At 31.8% G+C, this 16996-nt stretch carries 19 protein-coding genes; 11 read left to right on the top strand and 8 right to left on the bottom strand.

Going from position 1 to position 16996, the window contains the following annotated elements; genetic code table 11:
- Positions 1-16: 16 nt before the first annotated feature.
- From Q0L44_RS02090 to Q0L44_RS02055, 8 genes are all read right to left on the bottom strand, one after another.
- A complete protein-coding gene (locus Q0L44_RS02090) occupies positions 17-832 on the bottom strand; it encodes a purine-nucleoside phosphorylase (RefSeq protein ID WP_296634617.1) in 816 nt (271 codons plus the stop codon).
- Between the two features lie 16 nt (positions 833-848).
- Entirely contained in the window at positions 849-1463 is a 615-nt protein-coding gene (locus Q0L44_RS02085; RefSeq protein ID WP_296634615.1) for a TIGR04282 family arsenosugar biosynthesis glycosyltransferase, read from the bottom strand.
- A 110-nt stretch (positions 1464-1573) separates the two neighbouring features.
- Positions 1574-2065: a rhodanese-like domain-containing protein gene (locus Q0L44_RS02080; protein ID WP_296634612.1), complete on the bottom strand. Its 492-nt coding sequence runs from the start codon at positions 2063-2065 to the stop codon at positions 1574-1576.
- 104 nt (positions 2066-2169) lie between these two features.
- Positions 2170-3138, bottom strand: coding sequence for an arsenosugar biosynthesis arsenite methyltransferase ArsM (gene arsM / locus Q0L44_RS02075; protein WP_296634608.1), 969 nt, complete (start codon positions 3136-3138; stop codon positions 2170-2172).
- A gap of 17 nt (positions 3139-3155) precedes the next feature.
- Entirely contained in the window at positions 3156-4208 is a 1053-nt protein-coding gene (arsS, locus tag Q0L44_RS02070) for an arsenosugar biosynthesis radical SAM (seleno)protein ArsS (protein ID WP_296634604.1), read from the bottom strand.
- A gap of 180 nt (positions 4209-4388) precedes the next feature.
- Positions 4389-4724, bottom strand: coding sequence for an arsenosugar biosynthesis-associated peroxidase-like protein (locus Q0L44_RS02065; protein WP_296634601.1), 336 nt, complete (start codon positions 4722-4724; stop codon positions 4389-4391).
- Between the two features lie 35 nt (positions 4725-4759).
- Complete coding sequence (locus Q0L44_RS02060; RefSeq protein ID WP_296634599.1) at positions 4760-5470, bottom strand: DUF547 domain-containing protein; 711 nt, start codon at positions 5468-5470, stop codon at positions 4760-4762.
- A 53-nt stretch (positions 5471-5523) separates the two neighbouring features.
- Positions 5524-6225, bottom strand: a complete 702-nt coding sequence (locus Q0L44_RS02055) for a queuosine precursor transporter (RefSeq protein WP_296634597.1) — start codon at positions 6223-6225, stop codon at positions 5524-5526.
- A gap of 138 nt (positions 6226-6363) precedes the next feature.
- Here Q0L44_RS02055 and fabD point away from each other — a divergent pair, with 138 nt between their 5' ends.
- From fabD to Q0L44_RS02000, 11 genes are all read left to right on the top strand, one after another.
- A complete protein-coding gene (gene fabD / locus Q0L44_RS02050; protein ID WP_296634595.1) occupies positions 6364-7248 on the top strand; it encodes an ACP S-malonyltransferase in 885 nt (294 codons plus the stop codon).
- A 137-nt stretch (positions 7249-7385) separates the two neighbouring features.
- Positions 7386-10205: a leucine--tRNA ligase gene (leuS, locus tag Q0L44_RS02045; protein WP_296634592.1), complete on the top strand. Its 2820-nt coding sequence runs from the start codon at positions 7386-7388 to the stop codon at positions 10203-10205.
- A 119-nt stretch (positions 10206-10324) separates the two neighbouring features.
- A complete protein-coding gene (locus tag Q0L44_RS02040) occupies positions 10325-11095 on the top strand; it encodes an enoyl-CoA hydratase/isomerase family protein (RefSeq protein WP_296634590.1) in 771 nt (256 codons plus the stop codon).
- A gap of 802 nt (positions 11096-11897) precedes the next feature.
- Positions 11898-12800, top strand: a complete 903-nt coding sequence (gene cyoE, locus Q0L44_RS02035) for a heme o synthase (RefSeq protein ID WP_296634586.1) — start codon at positions 11898-11900, stop codon at positions 12798-12800.
- Between the two features lie 3 nt (positions 12801-12803).
- On the top strand, positions 12804-13391 hold the full coding sequence (locus Q0L44_RS02030) for a cytochrome c oxidase subunit 3 (protein WP_296634584.1): 588 nt from the start codon (positions 12804-12806) through the stop codon (positions 13389-13391).
- Between the two features lie 52 nt (positions 13392-13443).
- A complete protein-coding gene (locus Q0L44_RS02025; RefSeq protein WP_296634582.1) occupies positions 13444-14424 on the top strand; it encodes a cytochrome c oxidase subunit 3 in 981 nt (326 codons plus the stop codon).
- Positions 14425-14444: 20 nt separating this feature from the next.
- A complete protein-coding gene (locus Q0L44_RS02020; RefSeq protein WP_296634580.1) occupies positions 14445-14786 on the top strand; it encodes a cytochrome C oxidase subunit IV family protein in 342 nt (113 codons plus the stop codon).
- An 84-nt stretch (positions 14787-14870) separates the two neighbouring features.
- On the top strand, positions 14871-15542 hold the full coding sequence (locus Q0L44_RS02015; protein WP_296634578.1) for a hypothetical protein: 672 nt from the start codon (positions 14871-14873) through the stop codon (positions 15540-15542).
- Positions 15539-16183: an SCO family protein gene (locus Q0L44_RS02010; RefSeq protein ID WP_296634576.1), complete on the top strand. Its 645-nt coding sequence runs from the start codon at positions 15539-15541 to the stop codon at positions 16181-16183. The genes Q0L44_RS02015 and Q0L44_RS02010 overlap by 4 nt, the downstream gene beginning before the upstream one ends.
- Positions 16176-16715, top strand: coding sequence for a DUF420 domain-containing protein (locus tag Q0L44_RS02005; protein WP_296634573.1), 540 nt, complete (start codon positions 16176-16178; stop codon positions 16713-16715). The genes Q0L44_RS02010 and Q0L44_RS02005 overlap by 8 nt, the downstream gene beginning before the upstream one ends.
- Positions 16708-16929, top strand: coding sequence for a hypothetical protein (locus tag Q0L44_RS02000; RefSeq protein WP_296634570.1), 222 nt, complete (start codon positions 16708-16710; stop codon positions 16927-16929). Before Q0L44_RS02005 ends, Q0L44_RS02000 begins: the two co-directional genes overlap by 8 nt.
- The last annotated feature ends 67 nt before the right edge of the window (positions 16930-16996 follow it).

The following is a 16996-nucleotide window of genomic DNA, read 5'->3' as shown; positions in this document are numbered from 1 at the left end:
AATCAGAAAGGTACAATTACAACTTAGCTAGCACCTCTTTGAATAGTATAATCATTTTAGGTTCTGCTTGGCCAGCAATAGCAATAATTTCAGCAATGTCTACAGGTTGTAAATTCTTAGGATCACATTCATCTGTTAATACAGAAATAGCTGCACAAGGTAAATTCAATTGCTTGGCCACAATTACTTCTGGTACAGTACTCATGCCTACTGCATCTACCTCTAAAATTTGCAACATTCTATATTCGGCTTTAGTTTCTAACTGTGGCCCTAATACACTTGCATACGTTCCTGTATGCAGTTGAATGTTATTTTCGGTAGCAATTAAATTCAGTGCTGTATTCATCTTTTTTGAATAGGGTTCAAGCATATCTGCAAAGATGTTTCCGAATTCATTAGCGCCTTTAAAAGCTAAAGGGGAACTGCCTTGTAGATTAATATGATCTTCAATCAACATTAAATCGCCTTTGGTATAATCTAAGTTAATAGCACCTGCTGCATTAGAAATTAATAAATGCTGAATGCCTAAGCCATGCATGGTTCGTATACCATAGGTAACCTCCCAAGGCGTATATCCTTCATATAAATGAAAACGCCCAGACATCACCACAACCATTTTACCAGATAATTTTCCGTAGATAATTCTACCTGAATGAAATTCTACTGTAGCAATAGGAAAGTTAGGAATATCTGTATACGCAATCTCTTTTACGATTTCTATTTTGTTTACCAGTTTTCCTAAACCAGTACCTAATACAATACCTACCTCTGGAGCAGTGATGCCTTGTTCTTTTAAAAAAGTGATGGTTTCTTGTAACTGTGCTGCTTTCATAATGCGCAAATGTATTTTATTTTTTAGTATGGATAAAGCGATTCATAATTTCTGGGATGCCTTCAATATCCTCATACAAATCTATATCATTTTTAGTTTCTAATAATTTTACCTTTTGATGGGTTAAATTGGCTAAGGTGTCTTTTTGAACTGTGGATGTACCCCATTCTTTATTATGAAAAACAGATGCATGTAAGGTCTTCATGCCTAATAAGTAATAACCACCATCTTCTGCTGGCCCTAGAACTACATCATGATTGTCTAATGTACGAAAAGCATAATCTATATTTTCTGAGGATAAATCATATAAATCGCTACCAATGATTAGCACTTTTTCATAACCCGTTTTAAATCCTTGCTCAAAGGCATACTGCATTCTATACCCTAAATCTTCGCCTTTTTGAGTAAATTTTTGATAGGTTTCAGCATTCCAAATATCATTGTCTCTCACTTTTACAGAGTAGTAAACAGCTTTGTCAGCGTTTACATTACGCGACTCATCTCTAGTCTTTTCTAGGAGAAATTTATAGATTTCTAAAGCAGTTTCATCGCCAACTGTTTTTGCCAAGCGCGTTTTTACTTTACCTAATTCAGGGTTTCTGGTAAAAATAAGTAGAAGGTTTTTGTGCATAAATGATTATTATTCATTTTAAATTTTTATAAGACTATAGCCCTATTAGCGGTAAGCATTTAGTATGAAAAAGCATTCTTCTGAGAGTCTAAAACTATTATAATCAAACATTAATACACTTTCTTTCCTCTATGAAGCCATTTGCTCCAACTTTTGTTGAATGTATGTACTTTTTCTGTGGGATTTCCTAAGGTATCTACCACCTTAAAGTTGGCATTTTTCCATTCAAAAATTCCTCCATATAAATTGTAGATATTGGTATAGCCTTCTTGCATTAATTTATGTGCCACAGTTTCTGAGCGAATACCCAATGAGCAATACACAACAATTTTTACATCTTTATCTTTTGGTAAATTGAGTATTGTTTGTTTTAATTTAAAATCATTATATCCTACACGAACTGCATTTTTTAAATGACTTACATCAAATTCACTTTGATCTCTAGCATCTAATAAAATTGCATTTGTTTTAGGTAAGGCCAGTGTTTCTACTGATATGTAAGGTACATTTCTCTTGTTCCACTTAGAAAGAAGTTTGTCTAATTTTGTTTGTCCAAGCGTAGTTGTACTTATTACTAAAAAAAGAATTAAAAGGTTTTTCATGTTGTTTCTGTTTTAGATTTTCACTTTATACTAACTAACAAATCCATTCGAAATTTAGATTGATTTATGAGTCTAAGGTGAATAACAATTGATAACCAATTGTTTTAACAACATCCACCTCCATCATAGTGGTAAGTACTTTCAGAGATAAAAATATCAGTTCTGCCTAAACCAGCAAGAACACCAGCAGTTTTATCGCAAATAGCTAAAGGCTGATTTTTTAGCAATACATGACCTGCATTGTCATCAAAAAAATCTTCATTACCATAATAAATTGCTGTTTTTCCAGTAAAAATACAAGGGCCATCTGAAGGCATTGGATCTTTAATAGCAGCAACTTCAATAGACTCTATGTAAATTAATTCTTCTGTAGGGTATTTTTTTGGGTCTAGAATTCGATATGGTTTTCTTGCTCTTATTTCTATAGTTCCAAAGCCAGCATCTGTTAATACTTTCACATAGTCAGCAATTGGTAAACTCCCACTTAAACAAAGCGCTCGCAAACGTTCATCGTTTCGCAAAGTATCATTCATTGGTTGTTCGCAAGTAGGATCACTCATCACTAAACGACCATGTGGTTTTAATACTCTATACATTTCTGCAATTGCTTTTTTTAAATCGTCAGATTTAAAAATATTAAACAAACAGTTTTGTGCAGCCACATCAATGGAGTTGTCTTCAACCGGTAAATTCATGGCATCTCCTTTTCTTAGATCTACAAAATTGCTTTGAAACCAATCGTTTTGTTCTTCGGCAATTTTAAAGTTTTTACGAGATGCCTCTAACATTTCATCAACCACATCTAAGCCAATAACACCACCTTTATTTCTGTTGAAATATGCAAATTGTAATAACTCCATTCCGCCTCCAACTCCTACATATAACATTTTAGGGTTATTGGTTAAATCTCTAGCATGAACAGTAGAGCCACAACCATAATTCATTTCTTGCATAATTCTAGGAATTTTTAGTCCTGGTAATTCCCAAATCGGATTTGTTGTACAACATAACCCCACATCTGGAGTTAAAGCTGCTTCTTTATAAACGTTGTGTGTAGTCTCTAAATAACTCATGATATTTATATTTTTAATTAGGCAACAGTTCCTTGGCAACTACTTCCTGCTCCTGCTGTACACCCATAACAATGTTGGTTTATAATTATGTTTCTATCTTGTAACAATTCTTCATTATAGTCAGAAACGTGTTTAATTTTACTGGCTACTTTTAAGTTAAGCATTTGGTTAAAATCGCAGTCATACAGCCAACCCTCCCAACTAATAGAAATGGTATTGGTACACATTACATTTTCTACTGCTGCAGGATTGTATGCATCTAGTAAAGCATACATATAATCTTCATAATTGTCTGAGGCAATTAAGTAATCTAAAAACCTGCTTATAGGTAAATTTGTAATGGCAAAAAGACTATGAAAGTGAATGTCAAAATCAGCTTTCAATGCTTTTTTGAATTCAGCTTCTAAAGCTTGTTGATCTCCAGGTAAAAAAGCACCAGAAGGATTATATACCAAGTCTAGTTTTAAATTAGAGTCAGGCATTCCATAACCCACAGCATTTAGTTCTTGTAAGGCTTTAATCGATTTATCAAAAACACCATCTCCTCTTTGTTTATCTGTCTTTCCACGTGTCCAATGAGGCATAGAAGACACAATATGAACATTGTGTTTTTTAAAGAATTCCGGTAAATCGTGAAATTTTTTGTTCGCTCTGATAATGGTTAGGTTAGAACGTACGATAAAATCTTTAATACCTGCTTTAGAAGCTTCTTCTACAAACCATCTAAAATTAGGATTCATTTCAGGAGCACCACCAGTTAAATCTAAGGTATGTGCCTTTGTTTTTTTGACAATCTCCAAGCATTGCTGCATCGTTTCAACAGTCATAATTTCTTTTCTGTCTGGCCCAGCATCAACATGACAATGCTCACATACTTGATTGCACATATAGCCCAAGTTGATTTGAAGAATTTCTAATTTTTTTGGACGTAACGGAAATTGGTTGGTTTCTTTAATCTTTTTTGCAAATGTAGGCAACTCACCGTCGGCAAAAATTCCGTTGGAAAGGATTTCTAGTTGACGAGAAGTATTGGCAATATCGTTATTTCTGGCTTTTAATGATTTTTTCATGCTGAATTTGATTCAGTATCACTTTTATTTTTTATTATGATTCTGAATTTAATTCAGAATCTTTTTTTTGGTTCTTTAATTTATGTTTGAAGAAAATAATGGTTTGGTTTTATAGATACTCGCTTTTGCGAGTATAAGCGATTCACACATTTTTTACAAAAGCAAAAAATTGGTCTCTGCTTACATTTCTAATTTGTTCACTTTGTTCATCATTTGAACTCCATGAACCAAAGTTGCACCACTTTTAATTGCAGCGCCCACATGAATGGCTTCCATCATTTCTGGTTTTGTTATACCTCTTTGTAAGCCATCTTTTGTATAGGCATCTATACAATAAGGACATTGTTCTGTATGCGCCACAGCCAGTGCTATTAATGATTTTTCACGAGCAGTTAATGCTCCTTCTTCAAAAACTTTTCCATAATAATCGAAAAACTTGTTTCCTAATTCTTCACTCCATTCTGTAATTTTGCTGAATTTTCTCAAATCAGCATCATCATAATATGTTTTAGACATAAATTGAATTTATTTTTAAAATTGAAAGATAGTAATTATTTACTGTTCAAACCCCAATCGTATTTCAAATATGAGATATTTGCTTTTGCGTTAATTTTGAATTCTGTATAGTTGTTTAAGTAATCAATTACACTACCGTTTTTTGTGAAATCTTGCTGAAACCAATCAAAAATAGAAGAGATTTGTATGTACTTTTTCCCGATTTTATTTCTTGAAGAATCATTGATGAATTCTTTCATTAATATTTCTAAAGTAGTATCTATATTTCCAGCAGTAAAGACTTTGTTTAAAATTTTAGGGCAAGAGATAGATGCACAGTTTACACCCACATGAATTCTAGGGTCAAAAAGTTGTTTTCGCAATATTTCGTGTTCAATATAATTTAAGGTGTAAGTTTTTCTACCTACTTTAGCAAATGGAATTTTCCAAGCCGATTTTCCATCTTTTTTAATATCCATAATCGAGTTAATAGGGTAGTTCTCTAAAATCAATTTTATGGTATACGCATTGTAAGCATTCATCCAAAAAGCTTTTTGTTGACTTTTAGACCATGATTTATCTGGATTTGTATTTTCTAAATAGGTAAGGTATATGTCTAATCGAACTTCATCAGCCTTAAATGCTGCATAGTCTACAACACCTTCACTGGTAACGTGTTTTTCTAATAAATTAGAAAAGATAGAGGTCTGCGCTTTCACTTCTAAAAAAGAGATTAGCGCAAAAAGGAGTGTAAATATTTTCTTCATCTTGTTTTTGTTTCTTTTTTAGACGAATTGACTTTAAGAAAATTACAAAAAAGTTAATCTAATATTTCTTCGTTTACTTTTAAATTGAATCGTTTTCTAAATGCATAGACAGCTGCATATAATAAAGGTGTATCTAAAGCAGCAATCATCATTTTAAAAAGTACCCCACTTAGTAATAATCCCCAGAACTTACTCCAATCTATAATACCAAAAGAACAAAGTAACAATAGTACAGTCATGGTATCTATAAACTGAGAAGAAAATGTAGAAAAGTTATTTCTTAACCATAAGTGTTTGCCTTTGGTAAGTTTTTTCCAAAAGTGATACACTCTAATATCTATAAATTGCGCAAACAAGTAGGCTAACATAGATGCTAAAACTGCTAAAGGAGCAGCTCCAAAAACTTCTATAAAAGTAGCATCATTTACTTGAGACCAAGAAGTTGCTGGAACTTCTTTAGAAATGTAAATAATTAATAAAGAAAAGAAAGATGCAAAAATACCTGCAATAACTACTTCATTTGCTTTTCTTTTACCATAAATTTCAGAGAGTATATCTGTAATTAAAAATGTAATTGGGTAAGGGAGTAAGCCCACCGAAACTTCAAATAACTTTACGTCAAAAGCTTCTAGCTGAAAAGGATACCAATAAAAAAACTTTTGAAAAATTAGATTAGATGTTACTAAAGAAGCTATAAAAAGAGCTGCTAAGATGAGGTAAATTCGATCTGCAGTACGTTTATCATTTTTATTCATATGAACGAAGTTACAAATTTTGATTGAAGATAGAATTGTAAATGAGGCTAAGAATGCTAAAGATGAAGCTCTAACTAAATTTCGTTATTTTTGTCGCTTTCAAATTTTAAAAAGAATTCAACGAATAAATAATTTACAATGAAAGCATATATTTTTCCAGGACAAGGAGCACAATTTACAGGAATGGGTTTAGATTTATACGAAAACTCTGATTTGGCAAAAGAGTTGTTTGAAAAAGCCAATGATATTTTAGGGTTCTCTATAACAGATATTATGTTTACTGGAACAGCAGAAGAACTAAAAGAAACAAAGGTAACACAGCCAGCAATATTTTTACATTCAGTAATATTAGCTAAGGTTTTAGGTGATACTTTTCAGCCAGAAATGGTAGCTGGGCATTCTTTAGGAGAGTTATCTGCATTAGTTGCCAATGGTGTTTTGTCTTTTGAAGATGGATTACGTTTGGTTTCTAAAAGAGCTTTAGCTATGCAAAAAGCATGTGAGCAAACTCCATCTACAATGGCTGCAGTTTTAGGTTTAGAGGACGCAGTTGTAGAAGAAACATGTGCAGCAATAGAAGAAGGTCTAGTCGTTGCTGCAAATTACAATTGTCCTGGCCAGTTGGTGATTTCAGGAGATGTAGAAGCCGTAAAAAAAGCCTGTGAAGTATTAACAGAAAAAGGAGCAAGAAGAGCTTTATTATTACCTGTTGGAGGAGCGTTTCATTCGCCTTTAATGGAGCCTGCTAGAGCAGAGCTAGCAGCAGCTATTGAGGCAACAAACTTTAGCGAACCAAAATGTCCAGTTTATCAAAATGTAGCAGCAAAGGCTATTACAGATGCAACAACTATTAAAAGTAATTTAATAGCACAATTAACCGCACCTGTTAAATGGACACAATGCATACAAGCTATGGTGGCAGATGGGGGAACTGAATTCATAGAAATAGGGCCAGGAAAAGTATTGCAGGGGTTAATGCGTAAGATTGATAGAGGCGTTACTGCAAGTGGAGTTACAGTTTAAAGAATCCTTTTTTTATTCTTTTAGTTAAAAATTTATGTCGCTAATTTACAAAATGATTGTAAGAGTAATAATGTTAAAATTCGAATTTATTCTTTCATAGAATAAACGTAAATTTGCAGGCTTAAAATAGAGATAAGATGCAATACAATCATCAAGAAATAGAGAAGAATTGGCAAAAATATTGGGCAGAGAACCAAACATTCAAAGCCTCTAATAGCTCTGATTTGCCTAAATACTATGTGTTAGATATGTTTCCTTATCCTTCAGGAGCAGGTTTGCATGTTGGGCATCCTTTAGGATATATTGCTAGTGATATTTATGCACGTTACAAGCGTCATAAAGGCTTTAATGTGTTGCATCCACAAGGTTATGATTCTTTTGGATTACCTGCAGAACAATATGCTATTCAAACTGGGCAGCATCCTGCAAAAACTACAGAAGCAAACATAAAAACGTACAGAAGACAATTAGATCAAATTGGGTTTTCTTTTGATTGGAGTAGAGAAGTACGTACTTCAAATCCTGAGTATTATAAATGGACTCAGTGGATTTTTATTCAATTATTCAATTCTTGGTATAATAAAGATAAGGATAAAGCAGAAGACATAGCTACCTTAATTTCAGTTTTTGAAAAAGAGGGAAATGCTACTGTAAATGCAGTTTGTGATGATGAGGTTATTTCTTTTACTGCTGAAGATTGGAGTGGATTTACTACAATTCAAAAAGAGGAAATTTTATTACAATACAGATTAACATTTCTTTCTGATACAGAAGTAAACTGGTGTCCTGCATTAGGTACAGTTTTAGCTAATGACGAAATTGTAAACGGAGTTTCAGAAAGAGGAGGTCATCCTGTTGTTCGTAAAAAAATGACACAATGGTCTATGCGAATTTCTGCTTATGCACAACGTTTGTTAGATGGATTAAATACCATCGATTGGCCACAACCACTTAAAGATTCTCAAACCAATTGGATTGGACGTTCTCAAGGAGCAATGGTTTCTTTTAAAGTAGATGGTTTTGATGCGAAAATAGATGTATTTACCACAAGACCTGATACTATTTTTGGAGTAAGTTTTATGACATTAGCTCCAGAACACGAGTTGGTTTCACAAATTGTAACAGATGAGCAGAAAGATAAAGTAAACGCTTATATAGAAGCTACAGCAAAACGTTCTGAACGTGATAGAATGGCTGATGTTAAAACCATTTCTGGTGCGTTTACAGGAGCATATGCAATTCATCCTTTTTCTGGTGAAAAAGTGCAAATATGGGTTGGAGATTATGTGTTAGCCTCTTATGGAACTGGAGCTGTAATGGCTGTTCCTTGTGGAGATCAACGTGATTATGATTTTGCAAAACATTTTGATATTCCAATTCCTAATATTTTTGAAGGTGTAGATATTTCTGAAGCTGCTCACGCAGATAAAGAAGGCACTGTCATTGCAAACTCAGACTTTTTATCAAGATTAAAATATAAGAAAGCCTTAAAATTGGCCATTTACGAAATGGAAAAAAGGGGCTTTGGTTATGGAAAAATAAATTACAGATTACGTGATGCAGTTTTTAGCAGACAACGTTATTGGGGAGAGCCATTTCCTGTATATTATAAAGAGGGTATGCCTCAAATGATTGATGTAAAGCACTTGCCAGTTGTTTTGCCAGAAGTGGAAAAGTACTTGCCAACTGAAGATGGAAAACCACCTTTAGGAAATGCTGATGTTTGGGCTTGGAATTCTGAAACAAATAAAGTGGTAAGCAACGATTTAATTGACAATGAAACTGTATTTCCAATAGAATTGAATACAATGCCTGGTTGGGCAGGAAGTTCATATTACTTTAATAGGTATATGGATCCACAGAATGATACTGAAATTGCTTCTAAAGAAAATTTAGATTATTGGCAAAATATTGATTTATACATAGGTGGTTCAGAGCATGCAACTGGTCATTTATTATATGCTCGTTTTTGGCAAAAATTCTTGTTTGACAAAGGCGTATTTCCTGTAGATGAATTTGCAAAAAAGTTGATAAATCAAGGAATGATTTTGGGGACAAGTGCTTTTGTTTACAGAGAGGAAGGGACAAATAGGTTTTTTTCAAAAGGGTTAATTGAAGGGAAGAGTGTTCAGCCTATTCATTCTGACGTTTCTTTGGTAAATGCCTCTGATGAGCTAGATATAGAAGGTTTTAAAAATCATCCTCTAAATGTTGATTTTAAAAATGCTGAATTTATCTTAGAAAATGAAGTATATAAAGTAGGACGTGAGGTAGAAAAAATGTCCAAGTCTAAATTCAATGTGGTTAACCCAGATGATATTGTTGCAGAATATGGTGCAGATGCTTTGCGTTTATTCGAAATGTTTTTAGGGCCTTTAGAGCAAACTAAACCTTGGAAAACTTCTGGTATTTCTGGAGTTTCATCATTCTTAAAGAAATTATGGAAATTGTATTTTAATGGAGAGCAATTTGAAGTTTCAGAAGAAAAAGCAACCAAAGATGAGTTAAAGACTTTACACAAAACTATTAAAAAGGTAGAAGAAGATATAGAGAATTTCTCTTTTAATACATCAGTTTCTACTTTTATGATTGCTGTAAACGAATTAACTGCTTTAAAATGTAACAAGCGTGAAATTTTAGAGCCTTTATTGGTTTTATTATCACCTTATGCACCACATATTACAGAAGAATTATGGAGTTTGTTAGGCAATAATGAATCGATTTCAACTGCTCCTTTTCCAGTTTTTGAGCCAAAAAATTTGCTAGAAACTGCTAAGAATTACCCAATTTCTTTTAATGGTAAAATGCGTTTTACATTAGAACTTCCTTTAGATTTGTCTAAAGAAGAAATTGAGAAAACAGTAATGGAACACGAAAAAACTCAAGCACAATTGCAAGGCAGAACACCTAAAAAGGTAATTGTTGTGCCAGGTAAAATTGTAAATATTGTAGGTTAATATTTTTTAAATTAACCTAAGTTATTAAGAATACGTTAAAGTCATTATGCTAGCATAATGACTTTATTTTTACATTGATTTTTCATATTTAATACCCTACTTTTGATAAAACTTTAGACATGAGTACTACAAGACAAAATGGAAGTTTATACACCAATATTCAAGGAAATATCGCAACTATAGAGTTTGGACATCCTGCAAGTAATTCATTTCCAAGTGAGTTGTTAGGTCGCTTAGCAAAAGAGTTTGATGCCATTTCTAATAATGATGAAGTTGCTGTAATTATCTTAAAATCTGAAGGACAAAAAGCATTTTGTGCAGGTGCTTCTTTTGATGAATTAGTAGCTATTCGTAATTTAGAAGAAGGCAAACAATTCTTTTCAGGTTTTGCAAATGTGATCAATGCAATGAGAACCTGTAGCAAGTTAATTATTGGAAGAGTTCAAGGAAAAACTGTGGGTGGAGGAGTAGGTTTAGCTGCAGCTTGTGATTATGTTTTAGCTACAAAAGCAGCTTCCATAAAATTGTCTGAATTAACCATAGGTATTGGCCCTTTTGTTATAGAGCCAGCTGTAAAACGTAAAATAGGGTTGGCAGCCTTAAGCGAATTGACTTTAGATGGCACCAATTGGAAAAACGCTTATTGGGCTAAAGAAAAAGGATTGTATACTAAAGTTTACGAGAATATTAAAGAATTAGATACTGAAATTGACTTTTTTGCACAAAAATTGGCATCTTACAATTCGCAAGCACTAGCAGAAATGAAGAAAGTGTTTTGGGAAAATACAGACCATTGGAAAGAACTACTAATAGAAAGAGCTCAGGTTTCTGGAGAATTGGTGCTGTCCGATTTTACAAAAAAAGCACTAGCTAGATTTTCTAAAAAATAAAACAAGAAAACAATTAAATAAACAATTTTTTAGAACAAAGGACTTAATGAAAATTAGAAAGAGATATTTATTACTGATTTCAATAGCTTTACTGCCTTTAACGTTCCTTATACATTTTGGTGACTATTGTTTTGGAGTAAAAGAATTGTTAATTATTACAGGTTTTATTATCTGTTTTATAGTCGTTTTTCTTGTTATTTTATTCAATAATTTTTACAATATAGTTCTAAAAAAAGAACTTTTTAATTATAGGCCTGTTCTAATAGCCGTGATTTATTGTATAGTTTTGTCCTTATTTTTAAATTATCATGGTGAGAACTTTTTTAAAACAAAAATAAACCTTTTTGAAACTCCTAAGACTTCCAAGGATACAAGAAGATTGACATTATTTTCAGATAATTATTTTGAGTTAAAAATTATTCAAAAGAATCAAAGATGCGTTTATAGAGGGTTTTTTCAGTTTAATCAAGACACACTTCGCCTAAGATTTAATAAAAATTCAAAGTACTCTTTAGATTCCCTTTTCAATTACTCTAAAAACAAACAAGAACTTTTTTCATTAAACACCTTTGTTAAGTTTAAAAAAGCAAAAGATTTTTCAAAAAAAGAAAATTATAAAGATTTTTCTGAATAATTATAATTATATTTACAAAGTGGTTGAATAAATCACACTTTTTCTTTTTCATAGCAATTTTCCCACTCATCTTTGAGTGGGTTTTTTTATGTTTTTAACACCACAAAACCACATAATTATGTGGTAAATTCATAATTATCAAATATCTTTGTAAAATATTCTCAGAGTATGGATTCGACTGTAATTTCAGATACAAAAATAGCAAAAGAGACACTTTTGTCAGACTTAAAGCAACTTACTAAAGTTGGCTTGTCTCTAAGTGTTGTTTTTTCTTCTGTTGCTGGATATTTATTGGCTGTAGATATAGTTAGTCTAAAAGTACTCTTACTGCTTTCTTTGGGCGGCTTTTTTATGGTGGGAGCATCAAATGCATTTAATCAAGTTATTGAAAAAGATACGGATGCCTTAATGTTTAGAACAAAAAACAGGCCGCTTCCAACAGGAAGAATGACTGTGAATTTTGCGATGTTTATTGCGTTGTTATTTACAATTTTAGGGCTAACAATTTTATATTCTATAAATCCAAAAACAGCTTTATTTGGAGCAATTTCTATATTTTTATATACTTCTGTATATACTCCGTTAAAGTCTGTTACGCCGTTAACTGTTTTTGTGGGCGCAATTCCTGGAGCAATTCCTTTTATGTTAGGTTGGGTAGCAGCAACTAATCAGTTTGGAATAGAGGCAGGGGTTTTATTTATGATTCAATTTTTTTGGCAATTTCCTCACTTTTGGGCCATTGGTTGGTTGCAATACGAAGAGTACAAAAAAGCAGGTTTTATGATGTTACCAACTGACACTAAAGATAAAAATGCTGTAAAGCAGATTATTTTTTATACAGTGATTATGATTTTAGTTTCTGTAATCCCTGTATTAAAAGTATCGGGAGAGTTTTTTATCCACCCAGCTACTGCTGTGATAGTAGCATTGTTAGGTTTAATGATGCTTTACTTTGGAGTTAAACTACATAAAACAGAACAAAACACAGATGCACGAAAATTGATGCTGGCTAGTGTTGTATACATTACCATTGTACAAGTAATATATGTAATTGATAAATTTTTACAATAGATCATGATAGAAGAAAAAGCATTAGAGCAAGAGTATAAAGTGGCTCAAAAGAAATCAGCAAAACCAATGTTATGGATTGCCATGATTAGTATGGTTATGTTTTTTGCAGGTCTAACAAGTGCCTACGTAATAAGCATGAAGAGAGAAGATTGGGTAGATTTTGATTTACCTCAAGCCTTCTTTGTCAGTACAGTTTTAATAGTAATAAGTAGCCTTACATTATTCCTTTCACAATATTTTTTAAAGAAAGACAAAAGAGCATTATCACTGCTTCTCGTGGTTGTTACTTTAATATTAGGTATCGGTTTCATTTGGCAGCAGTATGTAGGGTTTAATCAACTAAAAAGTATCGGTTTATTTTTTACAGGACCAGAGAGTACAGTCTCTACCTCTTTTATTATTGGTATAACATTTATGCATATACTTCACATTTTCGCAGGGATTATTGTGCTGTTTGTTGTTATTTATAATCATTTTAAATACAAATACAAGCCAGAAGACTTATTAGGCTTTGAATTAGGAGCTATTTTTTGGCATTTTGTAGATTTATTATGGATTTATCTATTTTTCTTTTTCTATTTTATTAGGTGATGAAAATTGATTAATTTTGACAAAAATTTTAGATTTTAATTAAATATTATTTATGGAAGCAAATATTGCTATACCTTCAGACAGAAAAAACACTTGGAGTGGTGGTGGAGTAAGACCATTTAGCGCTAGCTATGGTAAAATGATGATGTGGTTTTTTATTCTTTCTGATGCATTAACATTCTCAGGATTTTTAGCAGCTTACGGCTTAACGCGTTTTAAATTTATTGATTCTTGGCCAATTGCAGATGAAGTATTTACGCACATTCCTTTTATACATGGGGAGTTCCCAATGTACTACGTAGCGTTTATGACTTTTGTCTTAATTTTTTCTTCAGTAACTATGGTATTAGCTGTTGATGCAGGGCATCAAATGAAGAAAAGTAAAGTAACTTGGTATATGTTTGCCACTATTATTGGAGGTTTAATTTTCGTAGGTTCTCAAGCTTGGGAATGGAATACGTTTATTAACGGTACATACGGAGCAGTTAAAACTACAGATGGTAAATTATTACAGTTTGTTAAAGATGGTCATCAGATCGCTTTGTCTGATTTTGTTGTTGGAGAACGCAATGATGGTAGAGTAACCCATACTAAGAAAAATGGCTTATGGTTTGAAAGTGGTGAAGAGGTTTCTAATTACTCTTTGGCTCAGATAAAGACTTCTTACGCAGCAAACCCTTCTATATTTGTTAGAAGTGAACAAATTAATTTAGAAGAAAAACAAAAAATTATTTTTTCTAGAGAAAAAGGATTGGCTGAATTAGCAAAAGCTGAACAAATAGTAGAAGGTGCTAACTTAGAGGTAAATGAATATGGGAATACTATATTCGCTAACTTTTTCTTCTTTATTACAGGATTTCATGGTTTTCACGTACTTTCGGGTATTGTGTTAAATATCATTATATTTTTCAATGTCATTCTAGGAACATATGAAAAGAGAGGGCATTATGAAATGGTAGAAAAAGTAGGATTGTATTGGCACTTTGTAGATTTAGTTTGGGTTTTTGTATTCACTTTCTTCTACTTAGTATAAATAAAAAATATTAACAACAAATGGCACACACACACGAATCAAACGTTAAGAAAATATGGATGGTATTTGGTTTACTATCTGTAGTTACTATTGTTGAAGTAGCATTAGGTATTATTAAACCTGATTTATTACACAAAACAAGTTTTCTAGGGACTAGTCCTTTAAACTGGATTTTCATAATTCTAACTTTATTTAAAGCCTACTATATAGCATGGTCTTTTATGCACTTAGAAGGAGAAAAAAAATGGTTTAGAAGAGCTGTTGTTTGGACAGGAATTTTCTTAATCTGTTATTTAGTAACATTGCTACTTATAGAAGGAAATTATCTGTTTGATACTCTGGCACCACTAGTTCGTTGGTAAAAAATTAAAAGGTGGTTTTAACCACCTTTTTCTATATTATATATTCGCTAAGATTTAGTTAGTTTTTTTAAAACTTATTTGTAAATGAAGTTTTTTACTAAAAAAAGAATTGTTTTATTCTTATTATTTATTTTTCCTTTATTACTATTTTTAGTCTTATCTACAGGAACAAACAACTTTACAAAGTTGCCTATTTTAACTAAAGATATTGTAGATATTTCTGAGATAGATAGCACTAAGCGAAACACTTTTAAAGATCACATTTCTATTATTTGTTTCTTAGGAACTGAGAGCGCAAAAATGCAACCGGGTGTATTAGCTTTAAATGAAAAAATTTACAAATCATTTTTAGATTATAAACGTTTTCAAATTATTGCTGTTTATCCGAAAGGTCAGAATGATAATGTGAAACAGTTAAAAGAAAAACTATCTAGTTTTACAGATATGAAGAGTTGGATTTTTTTAGAAAGTTCAAAAGTTGAAATAGATGGTTTCTATGATGCTCTAGCAACGAATAAGTCTTTAAACAATCTAGCTTCAAATTATGTATATCTAATTGACAGAGAAGGAAACTTAAGAGGTAGAACCCAAGATGAAGACAGCAAAGACGGCAAAATGTATGGTTATAATATAAATTCAGTTTCTGTTTTAAAAAGTAAACTGAAAGATGATATTAAAGTTTTGTATTACGAATACTACGCAGCATTTAAAGAAAAAAATAAAAATAAAGCAAGCAGAAAAGAAATAGTTTTATGAAAAAAAAGTATTCTTATGTAGGTATTACTTTTGTTATTTTATTATTCGGAATCTACGCAATTCCTAAAATAGTAAACAGATTTGATGATTCTGTTTTACTAAAGTTTGGTAAAGTACCTAATTTTGAATTTATAAATCAAGAAGGTAAAACCATAACCAACGCTTCTTATGAAGATAAAGTCTATGTGGTTGAGTTTTTCTTTTCAACTTGCCCAAGTATTTGCCCAATTATGAATCAAAAAATGGTAGTACTACAAAATGCATTTTTTGGGAATCCTGAGTTTGGAATTGCATCAATATCTATAACACCAGACATTGATACTCCAGCTGTTTTAAAAGAATATGCAAAGAATAACGATATAACTCACAAAAACTGGCATCTACTAACGGGAAAGTCTCAAGATGTCGTTTACGAACTATCTACTAAAGGTTTTAAATTATATGTTGGTAAAGGAGAGGAGTCTCATGGTGGTTTTGAGCATTCAGGTTTATTTGCCCTTGTAGATAAAAATGGCTATATCAGATCTAGGAAAGATGATTTAGGTAATCCGTTAATGTATTATAGTGCTTTAGGAGATAAAGATTTTCCAGACCAAATGAAAGAATTAAAAGAAGACATTAAATTACTATTGAATGAATAATATAGCCCAAGAAAAAAAATACAAAAAAATTATTACCGTTTTAACTATTATTATTCCATTAGCAGTCGCTGCTTTATTTGGAATTAATTTAAGAGAATTAGGTTTCGATGTTGAACCTTTAATTTTTTTACCACCAATTTATGCTTTCATTAATGGCTTAACAGCAGTTGTTCTAATAGTTGCAGTCGTAGCTATTAAGAAAGGAAATAAAAGGTTACATGAGCAGTTAAATACAACCGCAATTGCACTTTCTTTAGCTTTTTTAGTAATGTATATTGCATATCACATGACTTCAGATTCAACAGTTTTTGGAGGTAAAGGGGTTATAGCTTATGTATATTATTTTATTTTAGTAACCCATATTGTATTGTCAATAATCGTAATCCCTTTTGTTTTGTTAACTTATATGAAAGCAAAACTTGGTCTTTTTGCGGACCATAGGAAAATAGCTAAAAAAACTTTTCCAATTTGGTTATATGTGGCCGTTACCGGTGTTATAGTTTACGTTATGATTTCTCCTTATTATGCTTAAAATTAAACAGTCATTAGTACTCTTGTTTTTTATAGGAATCTCTAACATTGGTTTTTCTCAATGTGCCATGTGTAAAGCAGTTGTTGAAACTGGCGATATTTCTATGGCAGAAGGAGTAAACAACGGAATTACTTATTTAATGGTTTTTCCTTATTTATTAATTGGGGTATTATTCTTTACTCTATATAGGTATAGAAAGAGAATTAAAAATTAACATTTCAATAAGAGTAAAATTATGTAACAAATTTTACTTTTAAACGTCTTACTAATAAATTGAAATA

The organism is Polaribacter sp. (assembly GCF_024639685.1).
In the GTDB taxonomy this organism is placed as follows: Bacteria; Bacteroidota; Bacteroidia; order Flavobacteriales; family Flavobacteriaceae; genus Polaribacter.
The sequence above is the reverse complement of the archived record's forward strand: the minus strand, read 5'-3'. Positions and strand labels throughout refer to the sequence as shown.

Coding starts and splice junctions, on each gene's coding strand:
- Q0L44_RS02090 (WP_296634617.1), bottom strand. CDS start 832: ATGAAAGCAGCACAGTTACAAGAAACCATCACTTTTTTAAAAGAACAA.
- Q0L44_RS02085 (WP_296634615.1), bottom strand. CDS start 1,463: ATGCACAAAAACCTTCTACTTATTTTTACCAGAAACCCTGAATTAGGT.
- Q0L44_RS02080 (WP_296634612.1), bottom strand. CDS start 2,065: ATGAAAAACCTTTTAATTCTTTTTTTAGTAATAAGTACAACTACGCTT.
- arsM (WP_296634608.1), bottom strand. CDS start 3,138: ATGAGTTATTTAGAGACTACACACAACGTTTATAAAGAAGCAGCTTTA.
- arsS (WP_296634604.1), bottom strand. CDS start 4,208: ATGAAAAAATCATTAAAAGCCAGAAATAACGATATTGCCAATACTTCT.
- Q0L44_RS02065 (WP_296634601.1), bottom strand. CDS start 4,724: ATGTCTAAAACATATTATGATGATGCTGATTTGAGAAAATTCAGCAAA.
- Q0L44_RS02060 (WP_296634599.1), bottom strand. CDS start 5,470: ATGAAGAAAATATTTACACTCCTTTTTGCGCTAATCTCTTTTTTAGAA.
- Q0L44_RS02055 (WP_296634597.1), bottom strand. CDS start 6,225: ATGAATAAAAATGATAAACGTACTGCAGATCGAATTTACCTCATCTTA.
- fabD (WP_296634595.1), top strand. CDS start 6,364: ATGAAAGCATATATTTTTCCAGGACAAGGAGCACAATTTACAGGAATG.
- leuS (WP_296634592.1), top strand. CDS start 7,386: ATGCAATACAATCATCAAGAAATAGAGAAGAATTGGCAAAAATATTGG.
- Q0L44_RS02040 (WP_296634590.1), top strand. CDS start 10,325: ATGAGTACTACAAGACAAAATGGAAGTTTATACACCAATATTCAAGGA.
- cyoE (WP_296634586.1), top strand. CDS start 11,898: ATGGATTCGACTGTAATTTCAGATACAAAAATAGCAAAAGAGACACTT.
- Q0L44_RS02030 (WP_296634584.1), top strand. CDS start 12,804: ATGATAGAAGAAAAAGCATTAGAGCAAGAGTATAAAGTGGCTCAAAAG.
- Q0L44_RS02025 (WP_296634582.1), top strand. CDS start 13,444: ATGGAAGCAAATATTGCTATACCTTCAGACAGAAAAAACACTTGGAGT.
- Q0L44_RS02020 (WP_296634580.1), top strand. CDS start 14,445: ATGGCACACACACACGAATCAAACGTTAAGAAAATATGGATGGTATTT.
- Q0L44_RS02015 (WP_296634578.1), top strand. CDS start 14,871: ATGAAGTTTTTTACTAAAAAAAGAATTGTTTTATTCTTATTATTTATT.
- Q0L44_RS02010 (WP_296634576.1), top strand. CDS start 15,539: ATGAAAAAAAAGTATTCTTATGTAGGTATTACTTTTGTTATTTTATTA.
- Q0L44_RS02005 (WP_296634573.1), top strand. CDS start 16,176: ATGAATAATATAGCCCAAGAAAAAAAATACAAAAAAATTATTACCGTT.
- Q0L44_RS02000 (WP_296634570.1), top strand. CDS start 16,708: ATGCTTAAAATTAAACAGTCATTAGTACTCTTGTTTTTTATAGGAATC.